Origin of the sequence: Pseudomonas japonica, assembly GCF_900188455.1 — a bacterium.
GTDB classification, from domain to species: Bacteria; Pseudomonadota; Gammaproteobacteria; order Pseudomonadales; family Pseudomonadaceae; genus Aquipseudomonas; species Aquipseudomonas japonica.
Map to the genome: position 1 here is coordinate 25,105 of NZ_FZOL01000035.1, position 19,040 is coordinate 44,144.

General features: G+C 65.8%; 15 protein-coding genes. 14 read left to right on the forward strand and 1 reads right to left on the reverse strand.

Going from position 1 to position 19,040, the window contains the following annotated elements; translation table 11 throughout:
• Positions 1-23 precede the first annotated feature (23 nt).
• The 10 genes from CHB99_RS27795 to CHB99_RS27840 all read left to right on the forward strand — a co-directional run bounded on the left by CHB99_RS27795 (position 24) and on the right by CHB99_RS27840 (position 12,827).
• Positions 24-1,895, forward strand: coding sequence for a 3-dehydroquinate synthase (locus tag CHB99_RS27795; protein ID WP_042130088.1), 1,872 nt, complete (start codon positions 24-26; stop codon positions 1,893-1,895).
• Entirely contained in the window at positions 1,892-2,779 is an 888-nt protein-coding gene (locus CHB99_RS27800) for a UbiA family prenyltransferase (protein ID WP_042130090.1), read from the forward strand. Before CHB99_RS27795 ends, CHB99_RS27800 begins: the two co-directional genes overlap by 4 nt.
• Positions 2,776-3,513, forward strand: a complete 738-nt coding sequence (locus CHB99_RS27805; RefSeq protein ID WP_042130091.1) for an EboA domain-containing protein — start codon at positions 2,776-2,778, stop codon at positions 3,511-3,513. The genes CHB99_RS27800 and CHB99_RS27805 overlap by 4 nt, the downstream gene beginning before the upstream one ends.
• Positions 3,514-3,560: 47 nt before the next feature.
• Positions 3,561-4,445 (forward strand): TatD family hydrolase, encoded by an 885-nt coding sequence (locus CHB99_RS27810; RefSeq protein ID WP_042130093.1) that lies wholly within the window; start codon positions 3,561-3,563, stop codon positions 4,443-4,445.
• Positions 4,442-5,641, forward strand: coding sequence for a metabolite traffic protein EboE (gene eboE, locus CHB99_RS27815; protein ID WP_042130095.1), 1,200 nt, complete (start codon positions 4,442-4,444; stop codon positions 5,639-5,641). Before CHB99_RS27810 ends, eboE begins: the two co-directional genes overlap by 4 nt.
• Positions 5,631-7,076 carry an alkaline phosphatase family protein gene (locus tag CHB99_RS27820; protein ID WP_042130097.1) on the forward strand — a complete coding sequence of 482 codons (1,446 nt, stop codon included), beginning with the start codon at positions 5,631-5,633 and terminating at the stop codon, positions 7,074-7,076. The genes eboE and CHB99_RS27820 overlap by 11 nt, the downstream gene beginning before the upstream one ends.
• Positions 7,055-8,188, forward strand: coding sequence for a hypothetical protein (locus tag CHB99_RS27825; protein ID WP_042130099.1), 1,134 nt, complete (start codon positions 7,055-7,057; stop codon positions 8,186-8,188). Before CHB99_RS27820 ends, CHB99_RS27825 begins: the two co-directional genes overlap by 22 nt.
• A 10-nt stretch (positions 8,189-8,198) precedes the next feature.
• Positions 8,199-10,580 (forward strand): hypothetical protein, encoded by a 2,382-nt coding sequence (locus tag CHB99_RS27830; RefSeq protein ID WP_042130101.1) that lies wholly within the window; start codon positions 8,199-8,201, stop codon positions 10,578-10,580.
• Between the two features lie 57 nt (positions 10,581-10,637).
• Entirely contained in the window at positions 10,638-11,687 is a 1,050-nt protein-coding gene (locus CHB99_RS27835) for a hypothetical protein (RefSeq protein ID WP_042130103.1), read from the forward strand.
• Between the two features lie 240 nt (positions 11,688-11,927).
• Entirely contained in the window at positions 11,928-12,827 is a 900-nt protein-coding gene (locus tag CHB99_RS27840; protein ID WP_042130105.1) for a sterol desaturase family protein, read from the forward strand.
• Here the strand turns inward: CHB99_RS27840 and CHB99_RS27845 are convergent.
• The gene (locus tag CHB99_RS27845) at positions 12,804-13,487 is read right to left on the reverse strand and encodes a helix-turn-helix domain-containing protein (RefSeq protein ID WP_042130107.1); all 684 of its coding nucleotides are present in this window, start codon (positions 13,485-13,487) and stop codon (positions 12,804-12,806) included. The two genes, CHB99_RS27840 and CHB99_RS27845, sit on opposite strands and share 24 nt — an antisense overlap.
• 695 nt (positions 13,488-14,182) lie before the next feature.
• On the opposite strand from CHB99_RS27845, the gene CHB99_RS27850 reads away from it, so the two are divergent.
• The 4 genes from CHB99_RS27850 (at position 14,183) to CHB99_RS27865 (ending at position 18,898) form a co-directional block, all read left to right on the forward strand.
• Positions 14,183-15,316: an ornithine cyclodeaminase family protein gene (locus CHB99_RS27850; protein WP_042130187.1), complete on the forward strand. Its 1,134-nt coding sequence runs from the start codon at positions 14,183-14,185 to the stop codon at positions 15,314-15,316.
• Positions 15,317-15,350: 34 nt separating this feature from the next.
• Entirely contained in the window at positions 15,351-15,773 is a 423-nt protein-coding gene (locus CHB99_RS27855) for a RidA family protein (RefSeq protein ID WP_042130184.1), read from the forward strand.
• Positions 15,774-15,813: 40 nt separating this feature from the next.
• Positions 15,814-17,109: an NAD(P)/FAD-dependent oxidoreductase gene (locus CHB99_RS27860; protein ID WP_042130182.1), complete on the forward strand. Its 1,296-nt coding sequence runs from the start codon at positions 15,814-15,816 to the stop codon at positions 17,107-17,109.
• Between the two features lie 205 nt (positions 17,110-17,314).
• Complete coding sequence (locus CHB99_RS27865; RefSeq protein ID WP_428977852.1) at positions 17,315-18,898, forward strand: methyl-accepting chemotaxis protein; 1,584 nt, start codon at positions 17,315-17,317, stop codon at positions 18,896-18,898.
• Positions 18,899-19,040: the final 142 nt, after the last annotated feature.

The window sequence follows — 19,040 nt, forward strand, 5'->3', positions numbered from 1 at the left end:
AAAAATATCAAGAGGGATGCTTGATGATGCGCGGCCTATGGCGTGGTGTGCTCTCGAAACGAGGGCCTGCCGAACACTTCTGGGTGTCTGTAATCTGCTTTTCCGTCCTGGTGATCGCCAGCTTCCTGCTGTTCGAACAACAGATCCAGGACCTCGTCGCCCAGCTCGACCTGTACCTTCCGCAAACCCCTGCGCAACAGTTCAACCTGGCGCTGCTGGTGATCGCCTTGCTCGCGCTGGACGTGGTACTGCCCGTCCCGTCGAGCATGGTGGCGCTGCTGGCCGTGGCCGCCCTGGGCGGTGTCGGCGGTTACCTGGTGATCTTCATCGGCCTGTGCCTCGGCGCCTGGCTCGGTTATGCCCTGGGCGCCGGCTATTTCCGCGTGCTGTCCGGGCGCCTCGGGCTGCACCAGCGCAAGCCGGGACAACTGGCCTACACGCTGGGCACCCTGTCGCTGATCTGCCTGCGCGGCGTGCCGGTGCTGGCGGAAACCTCGGTGGTGGCCGCGGGCATGCAGCGCTATCCGCTGCGCGCCTTCCTTGTGGTGACCACCCTGGCCAATGCTGGCCTGGCCCTGGCCTACAGCGCCATCGGCAGCTATCTGGTGGCGCAGAACGCGCTGCTGGTGACGCTGCTCGCCAGCATGGTCCTGCCAGGCCTGTTCATCGCCGGCTACAGCCTGTTCAAGCGCCTGCGACAGGCGCCGGAACAAGCGCTGCGCGGCCGCTTCGAGGTCAGCTACGACTATCCGGTGCTGTTCACCGATCACCTGTTCGACCCGGGCAATTCCTGCCTGCACCGCCAACTCACCGCCGGGCGGCACGGCCGGGTGACGGTGCTGATCTTCGCCGACGAACACCTGCTGCACTGCAATCCACAGCTGGCGGCGCAGATCCAGAGCTGGTTCGCCGCCCATGCCACCGACCTGCACCTGCAAGCGCCGCCCATAGCCGTCCCGGCCGGTGAGCTGAGCAAGACCGCCGACGTGTTGCAGCAGCTCTACCGCGACATGCTCGACCATGGCCTGGACCGCCACTGCTATGTCCTGGCCATGGGCGGCGGCGCCCTGCTGGACTCGGTGGGCTATGCCTGCGCCACCTTCCACCGCGGCATTCGCCTGATCCGCCTGCCGAGCACGGTACTGGCGCAGAACGATGCCGGGATCGGGGTGAAGAACGGCATCAACGCCTTCGGCCAGAAGAACCTGCTCGGCGCCTTCTACCCCGCCACCGCGGTGATCAACGACTTCCAGCTGCTGACCAGCCTGGGCCGTCGCGACCAGATCGCCGGACTGGCCGAGGCGGTCAAGGTGGCCCTGATCAAGGACGAGGCCTTCTTCCAGTGGATGGAGCAGCAGGCCGACGCGCTCGCCGGCTTCGATCATGCCGCCAGCCGCCATGCCATCCGCCGCTGCGCCGAACTGCACCTGGCGCATATCACCGGTGCCGGCGATCCCTTCGAGCGCGGCAACGGCCGGCCGCTGGACTACGGCCACTGGGCCGCGCACAAGCTGGAAAACCTCAGCCAGCACCGTCTGCGCCACGGCGAGGCGGTGGCGGTGGGCATGGCCCTGGACGGGCTCTATGCCAATGCCCTGGGCTTGTTGAGCGATGCCGAGACGGAACGGCTCATGGACCTGCTGGCCAGGCTCGGCTTCAACCTGTGCCCGCCGGAGCTGGGCTTGAAGGACGCGCAAGGCCGTTCCCTGGTGCTGCTCGGGCTGGAGGAGTTCCGCCAGCACCTGGGCGGACAGCTGTCCATTCCCATGCTCAACCGCATCGGCAGCTCCATCGACCTGCATGAAATCGATGACCGCCTGATGGAGCAGGCGCTGCTGCGGCTGTCGTCCCGCGGCAGCGCGGCACTGGCCCTGAACGAGGGCTGCACGCCATGAGCCAGATGCCGCAGGTCAAGACCTGGATGACCCTGGGCCGCATCTCCAACCTGCCGACGGTATGGACCAACACCCTGGCCGCCACCCTCCTGGCCAGCAGTGCCGGGGCCCTGACGCCACCGTCGTCGCTGGTCTGGGTCCTGCTGCTGGTCACCCTGTCGCTGCTGTACCTGGCCGGCATGTTGCTCAATGACCTGCTGGATGCCGACTGGGATGAACAGCACCACAATCCCCGCCCCATTACCCTGGGTCTGGTCAGTCGGCAGCAGGTGCGCCTTGCCAGCGTGCTGTTGCTCGCCCTGGCCGCGGCCTCGGCGTTGCTCCTGAGCCAGCTGATCGACCAGCCGCACTGGCTGCTGGGGAGTGTGGTCCTGCTGGTGGGCTGCATCTTCGGCTACAACCTGCTGCACAAGAAGCACGTCCACAGCGTCTGGCTGATGGGCGCCTGCCGCTCGGCGCTGTACCTCACCGCGGCAGCCAGCCTGGCGATACCGCCAGGCCCCATCTGGCTCTGCGCTGCCCTGCTCGGGGTGTATATCAGCGGGCTGACCTACCTCGCCCGCCAGGAACACCGCAACCAGCTGATCAGCCGCCTGCCCGTGCTGCTGATGCTCAGCCCGCTGGCCCTGGCGCTGTATGCCGACACCCTGTGGTTCTGGCCGGTGCTCGCACTGTGGCTCGGCTGGCTGGGCTGGCACTACCGGCTGCACCTGGCCGATCCGCAAAAGCGCCAGGTGCGCGCCTTCATCGGCGCGGGGCTGGCGGCGCTGCCGCTGTTCGATGCCCTGGTCATGGCCGTGGCCGATCAGCCGCTGGGCAGCCTGTTCTGCGTCCTGGTGTTCTTCCTGCTCCCTCACTTCCAGCGCTGGATCAAACCGACATGAGCATGGATTCGCTCGAACTACGCCACGAATGCCTGGCTGAACGGCATCAGGACCTGACCCGACAACTCGATCCGGACGAGCTGCAGTGGTGGCAACAGGCCCGGGAGCAGCTGGCCCGGACAGCCGAGGCGATCAAGGCCAGCGTGTTGATCAGCCAGTGCGGACGCCACCTGCGTGACCAGCCCGGCACGGACGGCTGGAGCACCGTGCAACTGGCCCGCGCCCTGCTGCTGGCCGAGGTCGTCGGGCAGCAGGCCGGCGGCGACCAGGTGCCCCTGCTGAACCAGTTGTTCCTGTGGGGTGACGACCAGGAAAAGATCGTCCTGCTCAAGGCCCTCGACTGGCTCGACAGCCGCGGCCAGTGCCTGGAGCTGGCGTTGCTGGCCGGCCGCACCAGCAACCCCCAGGTCTTCGCCGCCCTCGCCCTCGATACGCCCTACCCGTCCCGCCACTACCCGGAACGGGCCTTCCACCAGCTGGTGCTCAAAGCGCTGGGCATGGGGCTGGACAGCGCCCGCGTGATCGGCTTGGCACAGCGCCACGGCGTCACCCTCAACCAGCTGGCCATCGACCTGCTGGACGAGCAACTGGCCGCCGACCGAACGGTCTCCCCCAGCCTGCCCCGGCTGATCGCCTTCGATCTGCTCAGCCCGGCGCAACGCCAGCGCCTGGCGGGCCTGGACCGGCAGCAACGCCTGCCCCGGGAATGGCACGAGTACCTGGCGAGCGCCTGAACGAAATCCCATGCACATCACACTCTGCCTTTGAAGAGGATGCACCCATGCCCAAGTACTTCGATCCGCATATCCATATGGTCAGCCGCACCACCGACGACTACCAGAACATGGCGGCCGCCGGCATCACCGGGGTCATCGAGCCGGCGTTCTGGCAGGGCCAGGCACGCACCAGCCTCGGCAGTTTCGTCGACTACTTCGACACCCTGCTCGGCTGGGAGCGCTTCCGCGCCAGCATGTTCGGCATCCATCACTTCTGCACCCTCGGTATCAACCCCAAGGAAGCCAACAACCTTTCGCTCGCCCACGAAGTCCTGGAGGCACTGCCGCGTTTCCTGGTGAAGGACGGCGTGGTGGCGGTCGGCGAGATCGGCTACGACGACATCACCCCCGAGGAGGATCGTTTCTTCGCCGCCCAGCTGGAGCTGGCCCGCCAGTTCCACCTGCCAGTGCTGGTGCATACCCCGCACCGCGACAAGATCGGCGGCACCAAGCGCACCCTGGCGGTGATCCGCGAAGTCGGCATCCCCGAGCATCTGGTGATCATCGACCACCTCAACGAGCTGACCCTGCCGCTGGTGCTGGACAGCGACTGCTGGCGCGGCCACTCCATCTACCCCAACACCAAGATGTCGGAGGAGCGCATGGTCGCCCTGCTCAAGCAGTACGGCACCGAGAAGATGGTGGTCAACAGCGCCGCCGACTGGGGCATCAGCGACCCGCTGAAGGTGCCGAAGACCGGCCAGGCCATGCTCGCCGCCGGCTTTACCGAGGCCCAGGTGGAGCAAGTGCTGTTCCATAACCCGGTGGACTTCTTTGCCCAGAGCGGTCAGTTGGACAAGAACGATGTCAGCAAGCCGCTGCCCATCGACCAGCGCAAGCAATGGCAGGAAAACTCCGCCCTGCGTGGCCAGGATCCGGTGGTCAAATGAAGGCCGCGCAGCTCGGCTACTGCAGCAATGTGCACCCGGCCCATGACCTGGCCGGGCTGCGTTCCTCCATCGAACGGCACTTCCAGGGGGTACGCCGGCTGCGCGGGCTGGAGCGGCAGGACAGCGGCCTGTGGATCTGCGCCCGTGCCGCGCTCGAACTGCAACAGCCGGCGGCCCGGGCGCAGTTCCTCGACCTGCTGCACGACACCGGGCTGCGCCTGACTTCGTTGAATGGTTTCCCCTATGGCCGCTTCCATGAGGGCGCGGTGAAGGCCGAGGTCTACCTGCCCGACTGGAGCATGCCCGAGCGCCTGGCCTACAGCCTGGACCTGGCGAGAATCCTGGCCGAGGCCTTGCCGCCCGACTGCCCGCAAGGGGTGATTTCCAGCGTGCCCCTGGGCTATGCCGCTGGCTGGAGCCCGCTGCTGCAGCAGCACGCCGAGGACCAGCTGCGCCAGCTCACGGCCGCGCTGGCCAGCCTGCACCGGGAGACCGGCAGGAAGATCGTGTTCTGCCTGGAAATGGAACCGGACTGCGTGCTGCAGAACACCGATCAGGCCATCGCCTTCTTCCAGCACTGGCAGGGCAGCGATACGAACCATGGCTACCTGGCGCTGTGCTTCGACGTCTGCCACCAGGCGGTGATGTTCGAGGACTGCTACCAGTCGCTGGCCCGGCTGCGTCAGACAGGGGTGCCGATCGGCAAGATCCAGCTGTCCAACGCCCTGATCTGTCGCGTGCCCGGCGCCGACGAAAGCCGTCGCGCCGAGGTACTCGAGGTGCTGGCCAGCTTTTCCGAAGCCACCTACCTGCATCAGGTCAAGGCCCGCGACGGCCAGTGGCCGGACCTGCCGGCCGCCCTCGACGCTTGCGCGCAACATCCGGGCCGCTACCCCGAGTTGCGGATTCATTTCCATGTGCCGCTGTTCAGCGACCATCTGCTGCTGCCTGAACTCAGTGGCAGCCAGGTGGCCTTGATGCAGACCTTCGACTATCTGGCCGAGCACGAAGACTTCCGCCCCGTGCTGGAAGTGGAAACCTACAGCTGGAGCGTTCTCCCCGCGCAACTGCGCCCTGCCGACGAGCAGGCCCTGTTGCAGGGCATCGCTGCCGAACTGGACTGGGTCGAAGCGCAACTGCGCGTAAGACACCTGCTGCGGGAACACGCACCGGAGGTACCTGCCGATGTCTGCTGATCGCCCCCGCCAGCCGCTGCTGCTGATCAACGTGGTCGGCCTGACCCCATCATTGCTGGGAGCATCGACCCCACACATCAACACGCTGCTGAAAACAGCGAAAATGGCCAGCCTTCAGCCCTCGTTCCCCGCCGTGACCTCCACGGTACAGGCCTCGATCCTCACCGGCCTGCCGCCCTCCGGGCATGGCATCGTCGGCAATGGCTGGTACTTTCGCGACCAGGGCGAGGTGCGCTTCTGGCTGCAGCCCAATGCGCTGATCCAGGGCGAGAAGGTCTGGCATACGCTGCAGCGCGAGCTGCCCGGGTTCCGCTGCAGTCAGCTGTTCTGGTGGTACAACATGTACGCCGACGTGGACGCCTCCATCACCCCGCGTCCGCACTACCCGGCCGACGGGCGCAAGCTGTTCGGCCTGTATTCGTCGCCGCCGGGCCTGCACGAACGGATCGAGGCGCGGATCGGCGCGTTTCCGTTCCCCGGATTCTGGGGGCCGGCGGCCGGCATCGCGTCGAGCCGCTGGATCGTCGATTGCGCCCTGCTCGAATTCCAGCTGAACCGCCCCGACCTGCAGTTGGTCTACCTGCCCCACCTGGACTACAGCCTGCAGCGCGTCGGCCCCGAGCATCCGTCGATCGTCGACGAAGTGCGGGCCATCGACCATGAAGTCGGGCGCCTGCTGAGCTTTGCCCGGGAACAGGGGGCGGCGGTGGTGCTACTGTCCGAATACGGTATAGAAGCCGTCGAGCGTTCGGTGTCGATCAATCGCCTGCTGCGCGCCGAAGGCCTGTTGCAGGTGCGTCAGTCACTGAGCTGGGAGTTGCTCGATCCGGGGGCCAGTGCCGCCTTCGCCGTGGTCGACCACCAGATCGCCCATGTCTACGTGAAGCGGGCCGAGGACATTCCCCGGGTCAAGGCGCTGCTGCAGGGGCAGCCCGGCATCGAGCAGGTCCTCGACAGGAACGAACAGCGCGCCTTCCAGCTGGACCATCCGCGCAGCGGCGAGCTGGTGGCCGTGGCGGCGCCGGGTCACTGGTTCGATTACTACTACTGGTTCGACGACCGCAAGGCCCCCGACTTCGCCCGCACCGTGGACATCCACCGCAAGCCGGGCTACGACCCGCTGGAGCTGTTCATCGACCCGGCGATCCGTTTCCCCGGATTGAAGGTCGCGCGCCGCCTGCTGCAGAAAAAACTCGGCTTTCGCTACTACATGGACCTGATCCCGCTGGACACCGCACTGGTCCGCGGCAGCCATGGCCGTGCGCCGGCCAGCGAGCAGGCCGGCCCGTTGCTCATCACCGATTGCGACCTGCCGTTGCCCCCGCGCCTTGCGGCGGCAGAGGTCAAACAACTGCTCCTGGCGCACTTCCTGGGGCAGTCCTACACCGACCTGGCCAATGCCAAGGAGCTTACATGCGGCGAGCCATCTCTATAACCGTTCTCAGTACATTGGCCGGACTGGCCCAGGCTGGGACTGCCGACCCCTTTTGCGAAACCTTCCTGCAATTCGGTGGAGACCTGAACAAGACCCGGGCAGATTTCGCCCAGAACCCGGAAAGCATGAGCTGGAAATGGTTCGCCTGTCTGAACCAGCCGGTCGCGGGCAGCCCCAACCTGGTCTGGGAAACCCTGAAACCCTCGGATCAGGTCTACCTGAAAAATGGCGCCGCACCCGGGCCGTACAGCGCCAGCGTGGCGCCTCCGCAGGCGGTGCTGGACAAGGCACAGCAGCAGAACATGAACCTGAGCCGGGTGTTCCACAACCTCAACGCCGTGCAGCAGGTCGACGGACTGATCCTGGAGATGGGCGGCGCGGTGCCGGAGCAGGAACGCGGCAAACCGGTGCGTTTCCAGTTGCTGATGAGCGAAGACACCTTCGACTACATCGTCCAGCAGCAGGTCTACAACATGAACGGCCAGGCCGCCCTGACCGGCGATCTGTCGTTCCCGCCCACGGCCTGGGAACTGAAATCCGGATGGCTGTGGATCGGCGACGACCCGACCTACCAGGCGCAACTGCAGAAGGATGGCTACTACATCGCCCAGGCCTGGTATCAGGATGGCAACGACTATCAGGTCGGCTATGCCGCGCTCAGTGCCCTGCATGTCATCAACAAGCTGAATCCGGGCTGGGTCTGGACCACCTTCGAGAACGTCAACAACCACAAGTACACCGTGACCAACGCGATTCCACCCACCCCGATGACCAACAGCACCGGGCCGACGGCCGCGGCGCAACCGGTCAACAGCGCGTACCAGGGCAGCTACGAGAACCTATCGCAGTACGAACTGATCGGCACGCAGATTCAGACCACCCCCACCCTGCTCGCCAACTCGCAGCTCGAATCGGCCTTCCAGAGCCAGTCCTCGTGTTTCGCCTGTCACGACACGGCCGCGTATTCGAAAGACAAGGGCTACTTCAACTTCGCCCTGAAACAACAGGACGGGATCGTCTACCCGACGTCCCTGGTGCCGGCATCGGAGTTTGCCGGCTACAACCGGCTGGACTTCGTCTGGTCGTTGAAACGCGCCCAGTGGCAACGTTAAGGAGAACGACATGAGCGTATTGAACTTCCCCCGCATCTACCTCGACGGCCACATGTACTGGAACCCGCCGACCGGCAACAACAACGACACCTACCCGCTCTACGACGCGGTGAAGATGGAGCTGAACTGGCCGTTCCTGAAGTACTACAACATCACCCCGGAGAATGCCGACACCTACCTGATGCCGTGGCTGATCACGCCGCGGGTGCTGCACGAAGCACCCGACTACGTCACCCAGGTGCCGGGCAATGTCTCCAACAGCCCGCCCACGCTGATTCCCGGCGAGTGGGACCTGTTCGGCGACAACGCCTGCGGCACCGTGAGCTACAACAACATCCAGTCGGTCATCAGCGGCGGCGAACTCCCGGGCGGTGGCTACGTCAGCCAGGATCCGCTGATCAACCAGGGCTTCAACCTGTTCGGCAACCCCTTTGGCAGCAGCGCGCCGACCCCGGCGCGCTTCGTCGACGTCAGCCCCTGGCAGAACACCTTTACCGCGCTGTACTTCGACAGGCTGGTGCTGGGCAACGACCAGTGCGGCCTGACGGCCAAGCGGCAGTACCGCATGCTCGACCGCTTCCTCAACTTCAACTGGGGCGCGCTGGGCGGCCTGTTCTACGTGACCACCACCTGGCAGACCTGCTTCCCGAAAGAGAACCTGACCTGGGCACTCGGCGGCTCGGCCCTGCTGCAGAACCTGCAGCAGCAGATCGACCAGCAGGGCGCCCAGGGCCTGATGCTGCGCTTCTCCTCGTACCTGACCTGCTACGACAAGAACGGCATCTTCAACAACTATCCGCCGATCAATACCCACTCCACCGCGCCACTGGACATGGCCCAGGTGCAGGACATGTACCAGAAGGGCCTGGACAACGTCGGCAGCATCTTCTTCAACCCGGCCTACAGCCGCACCGTCGGCACCCTGGGCCTGTGGTTCGCCGACGAGTACCCGACGGCGCCGGCCGGCCGCCGCCTGTTCCCGACCCGGAGCGTGCCACTCAAGCGCCCCGGCGCAGGCGACGCGTCGCAGACGCTGGGGGTCATCTCGGTCCAGGCCCACGACAACACCTTGTCCCTGGACCTGCTCAACGGCTTCCCCTTCTACCCGCTCGACAGGAATGCCGACGTGCCGGACGCCGAGAAATTCGATGCCGGCAGCTACCAGATCGGTGTGCGCCAGGGTGCGAACTTCACCTCGGTGGCCAGCTTCGGCTTCGATGACTACAAGCAGTCCGAGTTCGTCAAACGCGCCGGCATCCTCGACCTGCCCCTCAGCACCGATGCGCAGAAACTGCTGCAAAGCGGAGCGCTGGAACTGCAACTGCAAGGCACCACGCCGCTGACCGCCGCCACCCAGCAGATGTGGACCGCCGAAGTGGTCGAGAGCGGCAGTTTCATCGACGTGGGCGACACCCGCACCCTGCAGATCATGGTGCAGTACGACGGCCTGCCGGCGCCGGCGGGCACGGTGTTGTCGGTGGCGGAATACAACAACCCCTACCTGGTAGGCACCTCCGACTACTACCTGGCCTTCAGCAACCCGGCCGACTTCACCCTGTTCAACGACTACCCGGCGGATCGCGGGAACAACAGCGCCGTGCTGCCGAACTTCGTCGAGATGCCGGCGATCAGCCAGCAGATCAACGACGGCAGCGGCCGCCAGCTGGTCGCGGTGCGCGCCGCTGTCACCAGCGATGCCGGGCAGCCGGTGAGCTACCAGGACTACCTGACGACCCCCGGCGCGGTGGCCCTCAGCCCGTGCCTGTCGTTCGACGATCCGGTCGTGGAGGAAAAGACCATCGAGTGGCAGCAGGACGGCGCGACCCAGACCAGCTCGGTGCAATACAGCTACACGCAGGTCCAGACCGACGCCAACGGCATCGCCCATCTGAATATCACGGCACGGGCGGCCGGCTTCCCGACCCTGCGCTTCTTCCTGCAGGACGGTACGCCGTCGGCCGAGACGCCGTTCAGCTTCAAGTTCCAGCAGGCCTATACCGACTTCCTCGCGCCGATCCGCGTCCTGCCCCAGGAGCCGCAGATGCAGCAGGACTTCGTCGACGCCTGGAACGCCATCTATCACGACCCCGATTGCGGCGCGCTGATCTGGGAGACCTTCATCTATCCGCGCATCCTGGAGCCCTTCTATTACCTCTACCCGATCATGGACAAATACATGCCGCTCAACTCGCTGCCGCGGATTGAGGGTGCCATCGACCAGTTCATCGTCCTGATCAGCAAGCCGTACCAGGAGGAAAGCACCCTGGCGATGCCGATCACCCGCGACCTGCCGCAAAGCCGCCGGGCGATCCTCGAGCTCTGGGCGCAGAAGCTGGTGAAGCGCAACTACCCGCCGCAACCGCTCAGCATGAGCGACTACGCGAGCATCTGACACAGATGCGCCGGGTGACCTCGCGGTCACCCGGCATTTGTCCACGGAGAGAGACTCATGCCCATTACCATCCCGGCGCAGCCCCGCGAGGACCTGCGCCCCTCCACCCTCATCGCCGAAGGCCTGCTCAATCCTCGCGGCGTCCACCTGCGGGACGACGGCAGCCTGCTGGTCGCCGAAGCCGGCTCGGGCCAGGCGGGCGAGCCGTTCAGTGGCCGGATCAGCCGCTTGCGAGCCGATCCGGCCAGGCCGGGCGCCTACCTGCCACGGGAGACCGTGGCACAGGGTTTCCGCTCCATGAACATGCAGGCCCGCATGCTGCGGGACGAAATCATGGGGCTATCGGATATCGCCTTCGGCGACGGGCGCTGCCTGGTCAGCCAGACCGATTACGTCGAAGGTTCCAAACTTCTTGACCTGCAATACAGCCCGCCGGAACCGGTGTGCCACAGCCAGGGCAACCTCAATGCCCTGTGCTACCACCCGACCCGCCGCAGCTGGCTGGCGGTCAAACCCGATACCAACCAGTTGGTGGAATTGCGCCCCGGCCAGGGGGAGCAGGTGCTGGTGGAACTGCCGGATCTGGAGCAGGGCCAGGAAGCGGTGCCCGTTACCCTGGTCTATGAATCGGCGACGGATGCAGTGCTGATCAGCCTGTTCTCCGGTGAGCTGCGGGGTGACCCGAGCCGCAAGGGCGTGGATTTTGCCGACAAGGCCGGCCAGGTGATCCGGGTCTGGCCGGGCAGCGGGAAGATCGAGTGCGTGATCGCCGGGCTGCAGTTGCCCACCGGGCTGGCCCTTGACCCACAGGGGCGGGTGCTGGTGCTGGAACTCTGCGAGAGCCTGCAGCAACCCCTGACCGCCGACTGGAACGGCGAGCCGCGGCATGGCGGGTTTACCCGCTTCAGCGGGCGGCTGTTGCGCTGCGATCTGGACAGTGCCGAGGTGACGGTGCTTGCCGGGGGGCTGGATACACCGTCCAACCTGTGTGCAGTGCCTGGCGGGGTGCTGGTCAGCGAAGGCATGGGGTTGTCGGGAAGGCCGTTGCCCACGCCGGAGGGCGGTGTCCTGCCGCTGACCGGCAGGCTGCGTCGGGTGCAGCTCTAACTGGCCTCGTAGGAGCTGGCTTGCCTGCGAAGGACCGCAAAGCGGTCCCGGTTCCCAATTTCTAGCCGGGAGAGGACCATTGGCCTGCCTGTAGATCAGGAACCGGGACCGCTTCGCGGTCCTTCGCAGGCAAGCCAGCTCCTACAAAGCCAGCGGCGTCCACCTCATGCGCCGTTCGTTCAAGCGTGCATGACAAGGAAAAACCGACACTCACTGCTCCAACTTTCATGGAGCAGCCAAATGCGCAGCCTGTACGGTCCCCTCTTCTTCTTCGGCTTCATCGGCACGGCAACAATCCTGGCCAGCCTGGGCGCAGGCTTCGCCTGGCTGTTGCCGCTTCTGCTGGCGGCGATCGCAGTCAGCGCCACCTGCGAGCGCCTGTGGCCCTATCGTCCCTTCTGGAACCGGCCACAAAAGGACACCACCCGCGACGTCCTGCATGCCGGCGTCAACGAATCCCTGAACATCCTCAGCGTATCCGCCATTCCCCTGATCGCGCCTTTCCTGCCGAACCTGGGTATCTGGCCGAGCCACTGGCCGCTGGCCTGGCAACTGCTGCTGGCCATCCCCATCGCCGACCTCGGCATCACCCTGGTGCACTACGCCAGCCATCGTTCGGCGCTGCTGTGGCGCCTGCACGCGGTACACCACAGTGTCACCCGCATGTACGGCTTCAACGGTCTGATGAAACATCCCCTGCACCAGTTGCTCGAAGCCCTTGGCGGCACCCTGCCCCTGCTGCTCTGCGGGCTGCCACAGGAGACCACGGCGCTGCTGGCCTTCGCCATCGCCATCCAACTGCTGCTGCAGCACAGCAACGTCGATATGCGCCTGGGTGCGCTGCGCCATGTCTTCGCCTGGGCGCCGGTGCATCGCCTGCATCACCTGAAGTACGGCAGCAATGGCGACGTCAACTTCGCCCTGTTCTTCAGTGGCTGGGACCGGCTGCTGGGCACGGCGCTGTACCTGCCCGGGTACGAGCTGGCCGACGATGACCTCGGCATCGGCGATTGCCCCGACTACCCGGTGGCGTACACCGAGCAGTTGCTGCAACCCTTCGTCGGGCCCCAGGCCAGCCATCCACCGGCAGTGCTGCCACCCGGGTTGCGCGATGCGCTAGCCGATCACGCGCAGTTGTAGGTGACGCAAGGTGTGGTCGCCGCGGATGCCGAAGTGCCGGCGGATGGTTCGGGACAGATGGGCGGAATCGGCGAACCCCGCCGTGGCGGCGGCGCTGGTCAGGCTGTGGCCGGACAGCGCCAGTTGCAGGGCCAGGCGCAAACGCTGCCACAGCACCAGGCGGCGCACGGAGACGCCCAGTTCGCCACTGAACAGGCGCTCCAGCTGGCTGAGGGACAAGGCGGCTGCACTGGCGAGCTCGGCGGCGGGCAAGGCGTCGGCATCCAGCTCGCGAATGCGCTGCACGGCCTTGGCCAACCGGGGTTGCAGCGTGCGGCGCGGCAGCCGGGACAAGGCGGCGACCAGGCCCTCGACATCCGCGCCGACGCCTTCGCACACCTTGCGCAGCAGGGGCAGTTCGAAGGCCAGCGGCTCGGCGTACAGGCTGAGCAGGGACTGCTCGGCAGTGAGAATGGCATGTTCCCGGCCCGACTCGATCAGCAGCACCGGGCCGCGTTCGGCCTTGCCGTCGACAAGGGCTTCTACCTCCCCGGACCGGGCAATCAGCACCTGGTGGGGATAGTGGGCGTGGCTGCCGGTGTGCCCGGCCTGGCCGGCGATCAGGCAATGATCGGGGGCCAGCCAGAGGGTGCCGTGCCAGTGGGGTTGGAGGTGTTGCAAGGTCGGGCTCCGCCTGGGCCATGGGTGGGCAACAGTAGCATTTTCCCGGGCTTCGACGACCTCATCGCGGGCAACGCCCGCGTTGAGCATGGGTATGTACACATCTTTGAAGGCTTGCCGGGGAACCGCATCAAGGCCGCCAGGTGCCTGTCTTGAGTCCTGCAGTGCCCTCCAGATCGAGCGCCGCCCGCGCGGCGCATCGCGGATGAATCCGCTCCCACATCGGTTGCAACGTGCCATGGCCTGTGAGAGCTGAGTTGCCAGCCTTTGTCTTGCGGCGATGCATCGCGGGGAGGCTGTTGGGTACGGCTCGGTATCGCGTCGAGCCAACAAGGCGGTCAACCATGGCCTGTCAGGCATAGGTACGTTGCAACAAATGTGGGAGCGGATTCATCCGCGATGCGCCGCGCGGGCGGCGCTCGATCTTCAGAGCGCTGCAAGACTCAAGACAGGCACCTCGCGGCCTTGATGCGGTTCCCCCGCAAGCCCTCAAAGATGTGTAGATACCCATGCCCGCGATGAGCCCGCCAATGTCACGCACAGTCAAACCCGCTGGCGCTCACACTCAAGACAGCCTACCGCTCGTTAGTAAAACTTCCCCCAGTCCCTCCGGACACCTGCGAAAGCAACGATGCAGAGACTTCGCCCGTCCTCATCGACACTCCAAAAATGCTCGCTGTACCACGAGATCGCCCATGACCACAAAAATCGACTTCATCTACCTTTCCGAGCAGGACATGATCCGCGCCGGTGTCACCGATATGCCGGCCTGCGTCGACACCATGGAGGAAATGTTCGGGCTGCTGTACCAGGGCGACTACCGCATGGCCGGGCCGAACAACGATTCCCACGGCGCGATGATCACCTTCCCGGAAAATTCGCCGTTCCCGCACATGCCCAAGCCCACCGCGGACCGCCGCATGATGGCCATGCCCGCCTACCTGGGCGGCAACTTCCGCACCTCCGGCTGCAAGTGGTACGGCTCCAACATCGCCAACCGCGAGAAAGGCCTGCCGCGTTCGATCCTGATGTTCACCCTCAACGACGCCGACAGCGGCGCGCCACTGGCCTACATGTCGGCCAACCTGCTCTCGGCCTACCGCACCGGGGCGATTCCAGGTGTCGGCGCGCGCCATCTGGCGCGCAAGGATTCGAAAGTCATCGGCCTGCTCGGCCCCGGCGTGATGGGCAAGACCACCGTCGCCGCGTTCATGGCCGCCTGCCCGCTGGTGGACACCATCAAGATCAAGGGCCGCGGCCAGCGCAGCCTCGACAGCTTCATCGCCTGGGTCAAGGAAACCTACCCGCGGATCACCACCATCAAGGTGGTCGACAGCCTGGAAGAAGTGGTGCGCGATTCCGACCTGGTCACCTACTGCAGCACCGGTGAAGTCGGCGACCCGAGCAAGTACCCGCTGGTGCGGCGCGAGTGGGTCAAGCCCGGCGCCTTCCTCGCCATGCCGGCCCCCTGCAGCATCTGCGAAGGCATGGAACAGGACGATATCCGCAAGGTGGTCGACAACACCGGTCTGTACCAGGCCTGGTTCGAAGAGCTGCCCAAGCCCGCGCACAACTACGTGCCGCTGGTGGGCGTGCGCTACATGGACATGATCGCCGAAGGAAAACTGCAGGCCGAGCAGGTCGAGGACATCGGCAAGATCATCGCCGGCGACGCGCCGGGCCGCCTGAACGACGAGGAAATCATCCTGATGTCGGTCGGCGGCATGCCGGTGGAAGACCTGGCCTGGGGCACCGTGGTGTACCGCAAGGCCGTCGAGCTGGGCATCGGCGTCAAGCTCAACCTGTGGGACACCCCGGTCCTCAGCTGATCCCTTTCCTTCATACAGACACGAGGCAATCCCCATGACCCAGATCGTCAAGGTGAAAAGCGGTTCCATTTTCGAAGAAAAAGCCAGCTACTCGCGGCTGGTGGTGGTCGACAACTGGATCTACGTATCCAACACCGCCGGGCGCAACCCGGACACCAAGCTGATCCCGGAAGACGTGATCGAGCAGGCCGAGCAGGTGTTCCAGAACATCGAGCGGGCGCTGGCCGCGGTCGATGCGAGCCTGGCCGACGTGGTCTGCTCGCGGGTGTTCATCCAGGACCCGGCCGATGTGCCGAAGGTCATGGACTTCATCGGCGGCAAGTTCCGCGGCATCGACCCGGCCAGCACCGTGACCTGCCCGCCGCTGGGCTCGACCGTCTACAAGGTCGAGCTGGAAGTCACCGCCTACCGCGGTGCTTCGAAGGCCGAGGCCGTGTACATCAACCTCGGCCAGTGATCCGCTGAACCGTCCCCCTGGCATCAACGCAGAGCACTCCATGTCGCCGACCATCGACCCCGTACAGACCCAGCAGCAACTGCCGCCCGCAACCACCGTGGTGATCATCGGCGGCGGCATCATCGGCCTGACCGCCGCCCTGACCCTTGCCGAGCGCAAGATTCCCGTGGTGGTCCTGGAAAAGGGCCGGATCGCCGGCGAGCAGTCGTCGCGCAACCTCGGCTGGGTACGCAAGACCAGCCGCCACGCCGACGATATCCCCCTGGCCCTGGCCGCGGATCGCCTGTGGGCGCAGATGCCGGAGCGGGTCGGCGCGGATGTCGGCTATCGCCAGGCCGGGATCATGTTCATCGCGCGCAACGAAGCGCAGATGAACATGCATGCCAACTGGCTGAAGAGCGTCGAGCACCTGGATCTCGATACACGCCTGCTCAGCGCCCGGGAAATCGCCGACAAGGTGCCCGGCGGCAAGGGCGACTGGCTGGGTGGCATCTTCACTCAGTCCGACGCCCGCGCCGAGCCGACGCAAGCCTCCAGCGCCATTGCCAGGGCGGCGATGGCCAAGGGCGCGGTCATCATCGAAAACTGCGCGGTGCGCACCCTGCAGACCAGCGCTGGGCGCGTCAGCGGCGTGGTCACCGAGCGCGGCGAGATCCGCTGCGAGCAGGTGCTGCTGGCCGGCGGCCTGTGGTCGCGGCGCTTTCTCGGCAACCACGGCATCGACCTGCCGACCCTGCCACTGGTCTGTTCGGTGCTGCGTACCCAGCCCATGGAAGGCCCGACCGAGACCGCCGTCGGCGCCCCGGATTTCTCCTTCCGCAAGCACAAGGACGGCGGCTTCATCATCACCCAGCGCGGCAAGCTGGACGCCTTCCTCACCCTCGATCACCTGCTGCTCGGCCGCCGCTACCTGCCGCAGTTGAAAGCGCAGCGCGACTTCCTGAAGATTTCCTTCGGCAAGTACTTCTTCAACGACCTGGCCCTGGCCCGACGCTGGAACGCCGACAGCGTGAGCCCGTTCGAACGGGTGCGGGTCACCGATCCGGCGGCCAACGCCACGCTCAACGGCGACGCCCTGCGCAACCTGCGCGCGGCCTGGCCGGTGTTCGAGAAGGCCGAGATCGCCCAGGCCTGGGCCGGGACCATCGACGTGACGCCGGATTCCAACCCGGTGATCGGCCCGGTCGCGGCCCTGCCCGGTCTGACCCTGGCCACCGGCTTCTCCGGCCATGGCTTCGGTACCTCGCCGGCCGCGGGGCACCTGGCGGCGGACCTGGTGTCAGGCGAAACGCCGATCATCGACCCCGCGCCGTATCGTTTCGAGCGTCTGGCTTAAGGTTTGCGCGGCCCTGCCCGGGATTCCGGCTAGGGCTGCGGCTTAAGGGGCTGAAACGAATCACTTTTCCGACTCAATCAGTCAACAATTCACGGTATTCTTGGGGACGATGTCGAAACGACATCATCGAATGAAGGCTTCAGCCTTTTCCCAAGGAGTTTCCATGCAGTTCAGGCAAATCAAAATCGGCAAGCGCGCTGCCGGCATGTTCACCTTGCTCGGCCTACTGGTTCTGGCGCTTGGCCTGATATCGCTCTACGAGACCCGGCAGATGGACCGGGCATCCTCCGACATTCGCATGACCTGGCTGCCTGCCGTGGTGTCCCTCGGCGAGGTCGGCACCGACATCAACCGCGCCCGTGCCATGACCATGCGCAGCCTGCTCGAAGAGCAGCCGGAAACCCGCGCCGCGACCCTCAAGCGTGCCGAACAGCTCAACCAGAACCTGAAAGACACCCTCGACACCTACGAAAGAACCATCTTCGAGCCACAGGATCGCAACCTGTTCAACACCTTCGTCAGTGCCCGCGAGCGCTATGCGCAGATCCAGGCCAGCGTCAGCGACGCGGTGCTGAACAATCGCCTGGACAATGCCCGGCAACTGATCAACGGACCGCTGGGCGAAGCCACCGACGCCATGCAGGCCGCGCTGCGCGCCCTGGTCAAGTACAACGCCGAGGGTGCCGAGAAGGCTTCGCAGCGCAGCGCCGATGCCTCGCGGGAGTCGTTCCTGCTGATCATCAGCGCCCTGGTGCTGATCATGCTCGCGCTGGCCGTCATCGCCACCCTGCTCACCCGCAGCATCGTGGTGCCGCTGGCCGAAGCGGTGGAAGTGGCCGAGCGTATCGCCACCGGTGATCTGACCCGCGACATCGAGACCGCCGGCAAGGACGAACCGGCCCTGCTGCTGGGCGCCCTGAAGCGCATGCAGAGCAGCCTGCGCTCGACCCTGGCGCGGATCAGCGCCTCGTCCGATCAACTGGCCTCGGCCTCGGAAGAACTGCATTCGGTGACCGAGGACACCAGCCGCGGCCTGCACCAGCAGAGCGCCGAGATCGACCAGGCGGCCACCGCGGTCAACCAGATGACCGCCGCCGTCGAGGACGTGGCGAACAATGCAGTGAGCACCGCCGATGCCTCCAAGGGCGCCGACCAGACCACTCGCGATGGACGTGAGCGGGTCACCCAGGCGCTGCACTCGATCCAGTTGCTGGTGCACGAAGTGACCGGCACCGCGGGTGATATCGAGAAGCTGGCGGCCAGTGCCAACGAGATCAGCCGGGTCATGGACGTGATCGGCGCGATCGCCGGGCAGACCAACCTGCTGGCCCTCAATGCCGCCATCGAAGCGGCGCGTGCCGGCGAGGCCGGCCGTGGTTTCGCCGTGGTCGCCGACGAAGTGCGCGCCCTGGCCCATCGCACCCAGCAGTCCACCGGCGAGATCGAACAGATCGTCGCCGAGATCCAGAGCGGCACCGGCCGCGCCGTGGAGGCCATGCAAAGCAGCCAGGGGCATGCCAGCGGCACCCTCGACGTGGCCCGCGCCGCCGGCGAGGCGCTGGAACTGATCGCCGAAGCCATCGCCGCGATCAACCAGCGCAACCTGGTGATCGCCAGCGCCTCGGAACAGCAGGCCCAGGTCGCCCGCGAGGTGGATCGCAACCTGGTGAACATCAGGGATCTGTCGCAGCAGACCTCGGCCGGGGCCAACCAGACCAGCGCCGCGGCGCAGGACCTGTCGCGCCTGGCGGTGGAACTGAACGGGATGGTGGCGCAGTTCAAGGTGTAGGAGCGCGGCTTGCCCGCGAAAGGCCTGCACAGCAGGCCCAATCCAGTCTCCGCCGAATTGGGACCGCTGCGCGGTCCTTTCGCGGGCAAGCCACGCTCCTACGGAGATCGCGGCGGTAAAAAGGGCCAACAGGGATTGCACA